A 14019-nucleotide genomic window follows, 5' to 3' on the forward strand; every position below is an offset into this window, starting at 1 on the left:
TTATACCAACTGTTTTAATGCAATTTCAAATGCAGTTGCACTTATGTTAATTTTTGAATTATTTAAATCGTGTGTTTTTTCGATAGCTTTTTTGATTGTTTCAGAAATATCATAAAAAACTGCTTCATCAGTCATTTGAACTTTTTTCTCCATAAAATAAGCAAAAACTCTTGCCATTCCACAGTTGGAAATAAAGTCAGGAATTAGACTCACTTTGCTATCCGTTTCTTCCATAATTGGTCCAAAGAAAATTTCTTTATCGGCAAACGGAACATTCGCTCCACATGAAATCACTTCTAAACCAGAACCTATTAAATTATCTAATTGATCTTTGGCCACTAATCTTGATGCTGCGCATGGAGCAAAAATATCAGCGCCAATTGTCCATATTTTTTGGTTGATTTCTTCAAATGGAATCATGTTTTCGGCAACCAATTTGTTTCCATCTTTATTCAAAAATAATCGTCTTATTTCTTCAAATGAGAATCCGTTTTCGTTCATAATTCCGCCATCGCGATCGATTATTCCTATAACTTTTACGCCCATTTCAGCCAAATAAAAAGCTGCAGCCGAACCCACATTTCCAAATCCTTGAACGATTGCTTTTTTATCTTTAAATTCGCCACCATAAGTATTGTAGTAATGACGAACCGCCTCAGCAACGCCATAACCTGTAATCATATCGGCAACAGTATATTTTCTTAAAACATCTGGAGAGAATTTTGGGTTTTCAATTACTTTGATAACACCTTGACGCAATTGTCCAATTCGGTTGATTTTATCAGCTTCTGTTGGTTTAAAATGTCCATTAAAAACACCTTCCTGCGGATGCCAAACACCACATTCTTCTGTATAGGGAATTACTTCGTGAATTTCATCAACATTCAAATCACCACCAGTTCCGTAATAACTTTTCAATAAAGGTGAAACTGCTTTATACCAACGTTGTAAAACGCCTTTTTTGCGAGGATCGTTCGGGTCGAAATTAATTCCAGATTTTGCGCCACCAATTGCTGGTCCAGAAACAGAAAATTTCACTTCCATAGTTTTGGCTAACGATAAAACTTCGTTCATGTCTAATCCTTTTCTCATTCGGGTTCCACCACCAGCTGCGCCACCACGAAGTGAGTTGATTACTGTCCAACCTTCGGCTTCGGTTTCGCTATCTTTCCAGTTGAATATTATTTCGGGTTGTTTGTTTTCAAATTTTTTAAGTAAATCTTTCATTGCTTGTTTATGTAGTCTGTTTTTGTTGCAAATATAGGGTTTATTAGATATTTGAAATTTGTTTTAAGATGTATTATGTCAAAATCTCAATTATCTTATGAAATTATTTTGGATAAAATATTCTTTCGTTCGTTGTATCTTATAAGATGTAAATCTGAGGTAATTAATGCGCAATCCATTGTCATAGCAGATGCAAAAACTTGTTTGTCATGACTGTCAAAATTATAGTCAGGTTCAATATCTTTAATTTTGATGTAGTTTTCAATAGTTTCTTTATCAAAAACTCTTATTTGCATATTTTCTCTATTTTTAATTTTAAAATATACTTCAGATTTTATTTTAGCTGAAATCTCATCACTTTTAAACCATTTAATAAAAATTTCAATAAAAACTGTAGATGGTATTATAAGTTTAATTTCACTTGTATGAAAAGCTAAATCAATCAACTCAATAGCTTCTTTGCTTATAGAAACATCCCCTTCAAATATTTTTGAAAAATAAGATATAATTGCATTTGTATCAACTACATAGATGTCATCTCTCATTCTATAGAGTTTTGTGTGTAAATTAAATATTCTTCTAAACTAATACTTGGATTTAATTTGTTTGAAAGTAGAAGATCAATAAATCTTTCGTCTGATTCTTGAATTTCAAAATTGCAATTATCAGATAAATTATAAATAAAATTAATTATTTCAGAAGATGAGACATCAATTTTTTCAAATTGTTCTAAAATTATACATAAAATATGGTTTATGCCACAGATTTTTGTTTCCCAATATTTGGAACCTTCATACAAATCTTCTAAATAAATGAATTCTTCTTCATACTTTTTTATATCAAGACAAATGACAGAAATTAATTCTTTATATTCTTTTTTGCTCAAGGTATGCTTCATCCAGTTTATTTCTTTGATTTAGTAAATAAACTATCTGATTCTTCTTTTGAAATGTCATTATTGTCTTCGTAACTCCATTCTTGTTTTTTTCCTAATTTACTATTAACATATTCCTCATCAATAACATCAGCCTTGTCTTTAATTGCTTCTTCAATCAAAATATGTGCTTTTTCTAAAATTGAAGACGCATTGTATTCTGATTTTTCACTAATTAACAATACTGCTCCATCTGTGAAAGGTTTTATTGATTTATTTGCTTCAGGATTTATTCTATATTGTTCCAAATAAATTTCAAGTAATGATTTTGCATGATTTACATTAAGTTTATTAAAATAAATTATATGCTTTGAAAAATCACCATCCTCATTTAGCAAAGGACTTCTTCTATTCATCCCAGAAACAGCCCACGCTTTTTCAATTAATCTTGGTACACCTGCATGTAAAACTAAAATTAAATTGAAAAAACCAATTTTAGCATTTTCTAGAATTCCATCAAAAAAATTCGTTCTTATTTCTAAAGCGAATTCTTGTTTAAGTTTTTCACTTTGAAAGTCAGGAATTCTTTCAAAATCATCTATTATAAGATACGATCCATTGAATCCGCTTGCTTTTAAAAACAATACAAGGTCATTAAAGACAAAATTCATTCTTTCTTTACCTTTTTTTAATTCATAATAAAACGTTGAAAAGTCTCTTTGTGTTGTAACACTTGAACCGAAAAAATTGTTTCTATCTCTAGTTAGAGGAAAGTTTGATGATATTTTCTCGAATCCTTTTTTCTTGTATATATGATTCGTTATTTTTGATATATCAATTTTTTTATCACCAAAAAAATCAGAACTATTTAATTTGTTTATTGAATCAAGAACATCTTCAAATTCTTCATTTATATTAACTTTGTCATTTTCTATTTCAGATATAGCTTCAAATCTTAATGAGGCAAGACTATATTTTATAATATCTTTGTTAATAATTTCTTCAAATATTAAATCAACAAAATCATAGAAAGTTTTTGTTCTTCCACTTGGTTCAGGAGTTATATGCAAACCAAAACATTTATTGATGTCATTTGAAATGTCTAAACAATATTCTCTATTGATTTTATCAATCAGATTTAGTGTAAATGCTGATTTTCCATTACCTCTACCAACATATGAATTGTCGTTTATATAACCTAATCTTATGTGGTTTGGGTCTGACTGTGATATTTTTACGAAATTTTCAATAATTTGATTGTGTTCGGCTTCTCTAATTTCGCTTTCATATATCCTTCCGTTATATCTATTGTCATCAGATACTTTATTTACAAAAGGAGTATTTGGGAAAGGATTTTCGGTCAAGTTGAATATTTCGTAAATAGATTTACTATCTTCTGATAATACTGCTTTAGGTTTTCTAAATAAATTTGACATAATTTTTAGTTATTTTTTTCTGTAATCTATTGCTATAATGTTTTTGTACTGACCATTAACTAGTACTGGCTCTCTTTTTAAGTACATTGCATTTGTTTCATATGGTAATCTATCAGCTTCGAGAGATATTTGAACAGTTGTATCTCCTTCAAGATTTTTGTTATAAATTTTTTCTAAGAATTCGTTAAATATGAAGCTTGGAATTCTTTTTTTATAACAAACTCTTTCTCGTAGATCTGATATCCTAATAAAATGTGTTCCTCTACTTCTTTTCAAATCAAAATAACATGTAATTAATGCCTCTACAAAGTCGTCTTGATTGTCTCTATTCCATTGTAACTTATGGATAAATAATTTTTCACCATTTATATAATCATGTACTTTAATAAGGTCTTTGTTACTGTTTTTTTTTACAATAATTGAGGTTGGAAATACTAGTCTTCCATCAAAGTCAGGGTAAAATTCTGTCGAATGAATAATTCCTAATTGCTTTCCTCTTTCAACCCAAATGTTGAAAGTCTCAAATGAATACTGATAATTATATATTTTATTTAAAAAATAATTTAGCCAGTATTTTCTAAATCGACTTATGATAGAATTATATTTTCCTTGTTCAAAAATAATGTTTTTATCTAAAGATAATAATTTATCATTTACAAGATTAGTTATTAATGCATCATTTGCTTCTCTTAAATTTAAATCTTGTTTCAAAAAACTTTTAATATCTATTTCTAATTTTCTTTTAAGTTTAATTGAATAGTCAATCCAGTCACCAGAAGTTTTCATTTTAGATTTTTCAAAACCTAATTTTCCAGGAGAATAAATAGGAAATATTAACAAGCCATTCTTAGTCCTATTTTGATCATAACATAATTTATTTAAATGATAAAATGCTAAGTATTTTGTTTCCATTGAATTCAGAACGCATTCATAGAAGTTTCTTCTATTTTGTTCTCCTTTTATTAAGTATTCTTTGCCTAAATCAGTTAATGTTAAGGATTTATTTTTTTCTTTTATTAAGCCATAATTAACAGCTTCAATAATTACTTGGTTAAAAGTGTAAATATATCTTTTTACTTGTTTGTCAGTTAATCCTTCTTTTTCAGTAGTTAGTTTTCTATACTTAGATTCACCCAAACTTTCTTTATCTTTAAGATTTTTAAAGTTCAAAAAAACATCATCTTTATCATTGTAGACTTTACAACTTTGTAAAAGAATATAAATGTAGTCCAAAAAGTAAAACTTTTTGACCATTTGAGGACTAGGATTAGGTAAAATATCAAACATAAATAAATATAATCTTTACAAAGATAATTATATTAATTTAATTAAAACTTTCATGTAAGTTAGTAAAAAAAATGATTTTATTTTTTAAAGTACAAATATTACACCTGAACTATGATCCATTTTCGCTCCAGTAACACTACTCAAAACATTGACTTCATTTCGCAATTTCAAAACGCCTAAAAGTGCAAATATTAGTGCTTCTTTGAATTCTAAAGTTTTGTTGTCAGGAATTATGATTTCTATTTTTGGTAGATGAAATTGCATTCTTTCAATTAAAAAAGCATTATAAGCTCCGCCGCCAGTGATTAATATTTTTCCAGTTTTGTTTGGCAATGCTAGTGAAGTTTGCAAAGCAATATGTTCAGTAAATGTGTGCATTTTATCTTCAATCGAAATCGAATGTTTTTCAATTAATGGTAACACAACTTCTTTTACAAATTCAAATCCGAGCGATTTTGGAAATTGTTTTTTGTAATATTCTAAAGCGTTTAATTCAATTAGTAAATCCGCATTTACTTTTCCTGAGCGCGCAATTTTTCCTTTATCATCGTAATTCAAACCTAATTTATTAGAGTAAAAATTTAAAACTGTGTTTACTGGCGAAATATCAAAAGCAATTCGTTTGGAATTATCTTCAAATGAAACATTAGAAAATCCACCCAAATTCAAACAATAATCATATTCTGAAAACAAAATTCTATCGCCCATTGGGACTAAAGGTGCGCCTTGACCTCCAAGCTTAACGTCTTGCACACGAAAATCGCAAACCACTCTTTCTTGAATTATTTGAGCAATCTTTGGAAGATTTCCAATTTGTAATGTGAAACCATTTTGAGGTTGATGTAAAATAGTATGTCCATGAGAACAAACGGCATCGATATTTTTTATTTGATGTTTGTCAATAAATGATTTTACGATGCTTCCTAAAAGTTGGGTATAATCTTCATTTAATTCAATCAATTCTTTTCCTGAAAAACCTAGGGCAATTTTCAATTTGTTTAACCAATTTTCAGAATAAGAAATGGTTTCATTTTCAAGAATTTCGTATCTCCATTTGTCCTCTTTTATAGTAAAATTGATGTGTGCTAAATCAATTCCGTCAAGCGAAGTGCCTGACATAACTCCGATAATACTATAAGATTCTTTAAACATATTCTAAATTTACGAAATCGTTTGAAATTTTAAGTTATAAAATGTACTTTTGGCATTCAAAAATACAATATACATTTTACAATATACATTTATACATAAAAAGATATGGATTTTAATCTTACCGAAGAGCATTTGATGATTCAGCAAGCTGCAAGAGATTTTGCTCAAGCTGAACTATTACCTGGAGTAATTGAAAGAGACGAGCATTCTAAATTTCCAACCGAGCAAGTCAAAATGATGGGTGAACTTGGTTTTCTGGGAATGATGGTTGATCCGAAATATGGCGGCGCAGGTTTAGATAGCGTTTCGTATGTTTTGGCAATGACAGAAATTGCTAAAGTGGATGCGTCTGCTGCTGTAATTATGTCTGTAAACAACTCCTTAGTTTGTGCTGGAATGGAGAAATATTGCAACGAAGAACAAAAAATGAAATATTTGGTTCCGTTAGCAAAAGGTGAAGCTATTGGTGCTTTTTGTTTATCTGAACCAGAAGCTGGAAGTGATGCAACTTCACAAAAAACAACTGCAATTGATAAAGGAGATTACTATTTGTTAAATGGAACCAAAAACTGGATTACAAATGGTTCAACTGCCTCAACTTATTTAGTAATTGCGCAAACTGATTTAGAAAAAGGTCATAAAGGAATCAACGCTTTTATAATTGAAAAAGGTTGGGAAGGTTTTGATATTGGTCCAAAAGAGAAAAAAATGGGAATTCGCGGAAGTGATACGCATTCGTTATTATTTAATGATGTGAAAATTCCAAAAGAAAATAGAATAGGCGCAGACGGTTTCGGATTTGCATTTGCCATGAATGTTTTAAATGGTGGAAGAATCGGAATTGCATCGCAAGCATTAGGAATTGCAACTGGAGCTTATGAAATTGCTCTAAAATATTCAAAAGAAAGAAAAGCATTCGGAAAAGAGATTTTTAATCATCAAGCTATTGCTTTCAAATTAGCAGATATGTATGTGAAAGTTACTGCTGCAAAATTATTAGTAATGAAAGCAGCTTGCGAAAAAGATGAAGGCAAAGACATTGCACATTCTGGAGCTATGGCAAAATTATATGCATCTGAAATTGCTTTAGAAGTAGCCAATGAAGCCGTTCAAATTCATGGAGGTAACGGTTATGTTGCCGAATACCATGTAGAACGAATGATGCGTGATTCTAAAATTACTCAAATTTATGAGGGAACTTCTGAAATTCAGCGTATTGTAATTTCAAGAGGATTGGTATAATACAAATTTAGAATAATAAAATACCCTTTCAGAAATTCGTTTTTGAAAGGGTATTTTTTATTATTTTAGCCTTTGAAAATAAGGATTATGAAAAATATAATTATCACAGGAACTTCTCGAGGAATTGGCTACAAATTAGCATTGCAATTTGCCGAAGAAGGACATCAGGTTTTAGCTGTTTCAAGACAAACGCCTCAAGAATTAATTGACAATCCAAATATTACTTGTCTATCAATTGACATTGCTGTTGAAGACCAAATGCAGGAAATTGATAAATTTATAGCTTCCACTTGGAAAAAAGTTGATGTTTTAATCAATAATGCAGGATGTTTAGTCAACAAACCATTTTCACAATTGACCCAATCTGACTTTGAACGAGTTTATAAAGTAAATGTTTTTGGAGTTGCTAATTTAATTAGAACATGCATTCCTTATATGCAAAAAGGAAGTCATGTTGTTTCAGTAAGTTCAATGGGCGGAATTCAAGGAAGTATGAAATTTCCTGGATTAGCGGCTTATTCTTCAAGTAAAGGAGCTGTAATTACTTTATCAGAATTATTGGCAGAAGAATACAAAGAACAAGGAATTGCATTCAATGTTTTAGCACTTGGAGCCGTAAATACCGAAATGTTGCAAGAAGCATTTCCGGGTTATGAAGCACCAATTTCACCAAAAGAAATTGCCGATTATATTTTCAATTTTGCTTTGACTGCAAATAAATTTTATAACGGAAAAGTGTTGCAGGTCAGTTCTACAACACCATAAAATGTTTTTAAATTGAGCGAAGTCCTATCAAAATACCTTCCAGAGCATGCCGTCGAATTGTGTTTTGAATTAATCAAAGCCAATTCGGTGCATTTAAAAATCGTTAATGAGCGACAAACACGTCATGGCGATTATCGAAAAGGACTTTCAGGCAAACATGAAATTACGGTAAATGCCAATTTGAATAAATACCGATTTTTAATAACATTAGTTCACGAAATTTCCCATTTAGTAGCTTTTGAAAAATACGGAAGGAAAATTTTGCCTCACGGAGTAGAATGGAAGATGACATTTCAAAGATTGATGGTTCCTTTTATTCGTCCCGAGATATTTCCACATTCGGTTTTGTCTTTGGTGGCTAATCATTTTAGAAATCCAACTGCAAGCAGCGATACAGATGCCAAATTAGCTTTTGCCTTAAAACAATTTGACGAAAGAAAACCCGATATTCATTATATTCATGAAGTACCAAGTGGTAGTTTGTTCAGAATAAAAAACGGAAGAATTTTTCAAAAAAAAGGACTTCGAGTTAAACGATATGAATGTATTGAAGTAAAAACAGGAAGAACATTTTTGTTTAACGCCAATGCTGAGGTTGAAATAATTCCTGGCTGATTTTCATCTATAGAAATCTTCATTTCGTAGCAAGAAAAGCGTATTCTATGACGACTTTAACTTTATTTCTTATTTTAATAAATATATTTGCATCACAAATTAAATAAATGAAGGCGCCTAGCACTTCAAATAACTATGAATAAAAATTATTACGCAATATTGATGGCTGGTGGCGTTGGTTCAAGATTTTGGCCAGTTTCTACAACAGAACTTCCTAAGCAATTTCACGATATGTTGGGTGCTGGAAGTACATTAATTCAAAAAACATTTAGTCGTTTATCAAAATTAATTCCAGCTGAGAATATTTTGATTTTAACCAACGAACGATATAATGATTTGGTTCTAGAACAATTGCCAATGGTGAAACAAGAACAAGTTTTGCTAGAACCAGCCATGCGAAATACAGCACCATGTATCTTATATGCTTCTTTGAAAATTCAAAAATTAAATCCTGACGCGGTTATAGTTGTAGCACCAAGCGATCACTGGATTGAAGACGAAGATGAGTTTGCAAACAACTTAAAACAATGTTTTGATTTTTGTGAAAAAGAAGATGCTTTAATGACTTTAGGAATACAGCCAACATTTCCAAATACTGGATTTGGTTATATAGAGTTTGATAAATCAGATGCAAATTCGATAAAGAAAGTAAATCAATTCAGAGAAAAACCTGATTATGAAACGGCAAAATCGTTTTTAGAAGCAGGAAATTTTCTTTGGAATGGCGGAATCTTTATATGGAGTGCAAAATCGATAACTTCAGCTTTTGAAAAGTTTCAACCGCAAATGAATACTTTATTCTTGCAAGGTTTAGAAAGTTATAATACAACTTCTGAAAAAGAATTTATTGAAAAAAATTACGCATCTGCCGAAAATGTTTCAATTGATTATGCTGTAATGGAAAATGCCAAAAACGTTTATGTTTTACCTGCAACTTTCGATTGGAATGACCTTGGAACTTGGGGACAATTACACGAAAAATTAGATAAAGACGAAAACAACAATGGTGTTATAAACGCAAAAGTGGTTTTAGAAAACGCTTCAAATAATATCATTCGTTCTGACGCTAACAAACTAATTGTTATTGATGGATTAAACGATTATATCATTGTAGATAAAGAAGGTATTTTACTAATTTATCCAAAAAGTAAAGAACAAGATATTAAAAGAATTACGGCTTTGGCAAACGAATTGTAATATAACCTTCTCGTAAAACTGCTTCTCTAACTTTCTTAAATAATTCAGAAGAATAGACAAAATCGGTAACCGCTTCGTTATCGGTTTTGAATATTTCGTCTTTTGAACCTTCCCATGCTTTTAATCCGTTTTTAAGGAAGACAATTTTATCGCCTATTTCCATAACGGAATTCATATCATGTGTATTAATAACCGTTGTAATATTATATTCCGCAGTGATTTCTTGAATCAAATTATCAATCAAAATAGCTGTTTTTGGATCTAAACCAGAGTTTGGTTCGTCACAAAAAAGATATTTCGGATTGTTTACGATAGCTCTTGCAATTGCCACACGTTTTTGCATTCCACCAGACAATTCAGAGGGTTTTTTATGGTGTGCATTGATTAAATTTACTCTATCAATAACAAAATCAACACGTTCTTTAATTTCAGTAGGGGTTTTAGTAGTAAACATTTTTAGAGGAAATCCAATGTTTTCTTCCACTGTCATACTGTCAAACAATGCGCTTCCTTGAAAAACCATTCCAATTTCAGTTCTTAATTCTCTTTTTTCATCAGCATCCAAATCGGAATAAATTCTTCCATCAAAAGATATTGTGCCGCTATCAATATTGTGAATTCCTAATAATGATTTTAAGAAAACCGTTTTTCCAGAACCACTTTGTCCAATAATTAAGTTAGTCTTTCCAGCTTCTAAAATAGTTGAAATTCCTTTTAAAACCATTTGGTCGCCAAACGATTTTTTGATGTTTTTAACTTCTATCATAATTAGTTGGCTAAAAGTAATTGGGTTAAAATATAATTGACCAAAATGATTACAACCGATGTCCAAACAAAGGAAACCGTACTAGCTTTTCCAACTTCTAGTGCGCCGCCTTTCATATAATAACCATGAAAAGAAGGTATTGTGGCTAAAATTACAGCAAAACACAATGTTTTTATAAAAGCATAAGCTACATGAAAAGGAATGAATTCAACTTGAATTCCATTTATAAACTCATCTGCCGAAGAAAATCCGCCATAAACAGCAGCCATCCAACCACCCAATATACCAAGAAACATAGCGATTCCTATTACAAAAGGGTAGAGTAGTAGCGCAATCAATTTTGGAAAAACCAAATAATTTAATGAATTAACTCCCATAACTTCCAAAGCATCTATCTGCTCAGTAACTCTCATAGTTCCGATGCTTGATGTGATGAATGAACCCATTTTTCCAGCCATTATTATCGAAATAAATGTTGGTGCAAATTCCAAAATTACAGATTGTCTTGTGGCAAAACCAATTAAATATTTAGGAATTAGAGGATTGGTCAAATTTAAGGCTGTTTGAATAGAAACAACACCACCCACAAAAAACGAAATAAACGCCACAATTCCCAAAGAATCGATTATCAAATCGTCAATTTCTTTAAAAATAAGATTTCGCATAACAGACCATTTAGTCTGTTTGTTGAAAATTTCTTTGAGCATCAAAAAATATTTTCCTATCTGCGATAAATAGCGAACTAGCATCATTTTTAGTATTCAGTTTACAGTTTGCAGTATTCAGAACTGCAAGTAGCAAAAATACTATATTTTGTTTGAATTTCTGATTTTGTTTTGACTTGATAAAAGAAAATTCTAAAATATTTTTTCTTTCATTTTCTTCAAGCGATACTTTCTAATAAATGTAGCTTGTTTGTCTGTAACTAAAAGTGGTTTTTTTGATGATTTTGCTTTCCAAAAACCTTTTATGTAATCTATAAAAAGGAGTGGTTTTTTCTTCATCATTGCTAATTTTAAAGAAGCTATAGCAGTAATCCAAAATCCATATCCTAAAGAATAAAACGCTTCGCCTTGTTTATAACGAGCCCTTTTGTTGTAGTTGGCGCCAGTTGGTTTAAGATGCTTTACATGTAAACTTTCATCGGTTACCACTTTCCAGTTGTGGAACTTGCAAAGTAATTCATCAACAGTATCCCAACCCATTTCGGGTTTTAATCCGCCAATTTGCTTGAAAGTTTCTTTTCTGTAAGCTTTTAATGCTCCGCGAATATGGTCTTTATCAGTAAGATTTTCTAAAATCCATTCGCCATTTCTTTCTATATAACAAAACCCACCAGCCATTCCAATTCGGTTATCTGATTTGAAATGTTTAATTATTGTTTCAAAATAAATGCTTGGAAAAATCAAATCGGCATCTGCTTTTACTATAAAATCATAGTTTTCATCCAAAGTTTCTAATCCTTTTTGAAAAGCTTGAATGACTTTACTTCCAGGCAAATGGATGGCATCTGAAGTCTTATTCACTAAAGAAATAAAAGGATATTTTGAAACAAATGAATTGACAACATCTTCTGTTTTATCTGTAGAATTGTCATTCACGACCACAATTTTTGTAGGCAAAACAGTTTGCTCTACCAAAGATTGAAGTGTCAAAGAAATCAAAGCTTCTTCGTTGTGCGATGGAATTACAATGTAATATTTCATAGACTGAAAACTGAAAACTGTGACTGAAAACTATTTTCTCTCAGCAAACACAATATAATATCTAGGAGTAAAATATCTCAACAATGGTCTTAAACCAAGTTTTTTAACTGGATGTGTGAATTTTTCGCTAGCTGTGATTTTCCATCCAGTTTTTTCAAGAAGCCAATCCAACTGCCAATCTTCAAATTCGTGATAATGTCTGTCCCACATATCGGTTTTACTTCTATATGCTGGTGAAAACCATAAACGTAGCGGAATTGAAATCAACAATTTATCACACTTTACATTTTGTAAAACAGTATACGGATTTAATAAATGTTCGAAAATTTCGAAAGCTGTAAAAACCGTATAAGTTTCGTTTTGTAAAGCCGTTTGGTCGTTGTCTAAATCTTCACCTTTGGTATTTTTTACAGTATAACCATTCTCTTCCATAATTTTAGAAAACGGATTGTGAACACCTAAATCAAAGATAGTTTCTGATGTAGTAACGTGTTTTTGTAAAAATTCTAAAGTGTGCTTAAAGCGTTTATTGGGAAATGTTTTTTCGTACATTATAAAAATGTTTCAAGTTTAATGTTTTAAGTTTAAAAACAGATGGTAAAATTAGTGATTTAACCTGAAACCTGAAACTTTAAACCCGAAACAAAAAAATTACATCTTATACACAATCGCATTGATATTCATCCCAGCACCAACAGATGCAAAAAGAATCACATCGCCTTTATGAATTTCTTGGTTTTCGATTTTTCCTTTTATCAAAGAATCGTATAACGTTGGAACAGTTGCAACGCTTGAATTTCCTAATTTATGAATGCTCATTGGCATAATTCCTTCAGGAGGTGATTGTCCGTATAATTTATAAAACCGCTGAATTATCGCTTCATCCATTTTTTCATTAGCCTGATGAATCAATATTTTTTTTACTTCATTGATTTCAATTCCGCTTTTGTCTAAACATTCTTTCATAGCTTTTGGAACATTACTTAAAGCAAATTCGTAAATCTTTCTACCATGCATTTTGATATAACGAACATCTGGATCTTTATCTTTATTAAAAGAATTTCCAAAAAATAAATAATGGGCTTCATCATAAGCATAAGTAGCCGATTCATGAGCTATAATTCCTTCATTTTCACCTTCGACAGCTTCAATTATTGTTGCGCCAGCGCCATCAGAATAAATCATCGAATCTCTATCGTTTGGATCGGTTACTCTTGATAAAGTTTCAGCACCAATTACCAAACATTTTTTTGCCATTCCGGCTTTGATAAATGCCGTTGCTTGAATAACACCTTCAACCCAACCAGGGCAGCCAAAAAGCATATCGTATGCAACACATTTCGGATTTTGAATTCGTAAATTATGTTTTGTTTTTGATGCTAAACTTGGTAACATATCTCCTTGAATAGCACCTTTTTTCATGTTTCCAAAATTGTGTGCAAATATTATATAATCTAAAGTTTCAGGATCAATATTGGCGCTTTCTATTGCTTTTTTTGCTGCAATTGTGGCCATGTCAGAAGTTTGTATGTCTTCAGAAGCATACCTACGTTCTTCAATTCCTGTAATACCTTTGAATTTTTCTGTAATAATCTCATTAGGTTGTGCAAATGGCGTTCCATCTTCATTCAAAAAAACGTTATTTGAAAAATCACTGTTTGATACTATTTCTGTTGGAATATAACTTCCAGAACCTGTTATTTTTATGTTCATTTTCTTGGTAATGAATAGATTTTATGTAAACTTAATAAT

At 30.7% G+C, this 14019-nt stretch carries 15 protein-coding genes; 4 read left to right on the plus strand and 11 right to left on the minus strand.

Features of this window, described 5'->3' with window-relative positions:
- From ACIQ66_RS00805 to ACIQ66_RS00830, 6 genes are all read right to left on the minus strand, one after another.
- Complete coding sequence (locus ACIQ66_RS00805; protein WP_396210917.1) at positions 1-1227, minus strand: Glu/Leu/Phe/Val dehydrogenase dimerization domain-containing protein; 1227 nt, start codon at positions 1225-1227, stop codon at positions 1-3.
- A gap of 95 nt (positions 1228-1322) precedes the next feature.
- On the minus strand, positions 1323-1772 hold the full coding sequence (locus tag ACIQ66_RS00810) for a PIN domain-containing protein (RefSeq protein ID WP_396210918.1): 450 nt from the start codon (positions 1770-1772) through the stop codon (positions 1323-1325).
- Entirely contained in the window at positions 1769-2125 is a 357-nt protein-coding gene (locus ACIQ66_RS00815; RefSeq protein ID WP_396210919.1) for a hypothetical protein, read from the minus strand. Before ACIQ66_RS00815 ends, ACIQ66_RS00810 begins: the two co-directional genes overlap by 4 nt.
- Before the next feature lie 5 nt (positions 2126-2130).
- The gene (locus tag ACIQ66_RS00820) at positions 2131-3537 is read right to left on the minus strand and encodes a hypothetical protein (protein WP_396210920.1); all 1407 of its coding nucleotides are present in this window, start codon (positions 3535-3537) and stop codon (positions 2131-2133) included.
- 9 nt (positions 3538-3546) lie between these two features.
- A complete protein-coding gene (locus ACIQ66_RS00825) occupies positions 3547-4824 on the minus strand; it encodes a hypothetical protein (protein ID WP_396210921.1) in 1278 nt (425 codons plus the stop codon).
- A gap of 84 nt (positions 4825-4908) precedes the next feature.
- Complete coding sequence (locus ACIQ66_RS00830) at positions 4909-5976, minus strand: anhydro-N-acetylmuramic acid kinase (protein WP_396210922.1); 1068 nt, start codon at positions 5974-5976, stop codon at positions 4909-4911.
- Positions 5977-6081: 105 nt separating this feature from the next.
- On the opposite strand from ACIQ66_RS00830, the gene ACIQ66_RS00835 reads away from it, so the two are divergent.
- The 4 genes from ACIQ66_RS00835 to ACIQ66_RS00850 all read left to right on the plus strand — a co-directional run bounded on the left by ACIQ66_RS00835 (position 6082) and on the right by ACIQ66_RS00850 (position 9795).
- Positions 6082-7218, plus strand: a complete 1137-nt coding sequence (locus tag ACIQ66_RS00835) for an acyl-CoA dehydrogenase family protein (protein ID WP_396210923.1) — start codon at positions 6082-6084, stop codon at positions 7216-7218.
- 87 nt (positions 7219-7305) lie between these two features.
- A complete protein-coding gene (locus tag ACIQ66_RS00840; RefSeq protein ID WP_396210924.1) occupies positions 7306-7983 on the plus strand; it encodes an SDR family NAD(P)-dependent oxidoreductase in 678 nt (225 codons plus the stop codon).
- Between the two features lie 12 nt (positions 7984-7995).
- On the plus strand, positions 7996-8598 hold the full coding sequence (locus tag ACIQ66_RS00845; protein WP_396210925.1) for a SprT-like domain-containing protein: 603 nt from the start codon (positions 7996-7998) through the stop codon (positions 8596-8598).
- Positions 8599-8733: 135 nt separating this feature from the next.
- Positions 8734-9795: a mannose-1-phosphate guanylyltransferase gene (locus ACIQ66_RS00850; RefSeq protein WP_396210926.1), complete on the plus strand. Its 1062-nt coding sequence runs from the start codon at positions 8734-8736 to the stop codon at positions 9793-9795.
- On the opposite strand, the gene ACIQ66_RS00855 is transcribed toward ACIQ66_RS00850, so the two are convergent.
- The 5 genes from ACIQ66_RS00855 to ACIQ66_RS00875 form a co-directional block, all read right to left on the minus strand.
- Complete coding sequence (locus tag ACIQ66_RS00855) at positions 9770-10561, minus strand: ABC transporter ATP-binding protein (protein ID WP_396210927.1); 792 nt, start codon at positions 10559-10561, stop codon at positions 9770-9772. The genes ACIQ66_RS00850 and ACIQ66_RS00855 overlap by 26 nt on opposite strands.
- A 2-nt stretch (positions 10562-10563) precedes the next feature.
- On the minus strand, positions 10564-11313 hold the full coding sequence (locus tag ACIQ66_RS00860; RefSeq protein ID WP_396210928.1) for an MlaE family ABC transporter permease: 750 nt from the start codon (positions 11311-11313) through the stop codon (positions 10564-10566).
- A gap of 105 nt (positions 11314-11418) precedes the next feature.
- On the minus strand, positions 11419-12267 hold the full coding sequence (locus ACIQ66_RS00865; protein WP_396210929.1) for a glycosyltransferase: 849 nt from the start codon (positions 12265-12267) through the stop codon (positions 11419-11421).
- A gap of 30 nt (positions 12268-12297) precedes the next feature.
- Positions 12298-12819, minus strand: a complete 522-nt coding sequence (locus ACIQ66_RS00870; RefSeq protein WP_396210930.1) for a methyltransferase — start codon at positions 12817-12819, stop codon at positions 12298-12300.
- Between the two features lie 99 nt (positions 12820-12918).
- A complete protein-coding gene (locus ACIQ66_RS00875) occupies positions 12919-13980 on the minus strand; it encodes a 3-oxoacyl-ACP synthase III family protein (protein WP_396210931.1) in 1062 nt (353 codons plus the stop codon).
- Positions 13981-14019: the final 39 nt, after the last annotated feature.

Origin of the sequence: Flavobacterium sp., assembly GCF_044377315.1 — a bacterium.
GTDB lineage: Bacteria > Bacteroidota > Bacteroidia > Flavobacteriales > Flavobacteriaceae > Flavobacterium.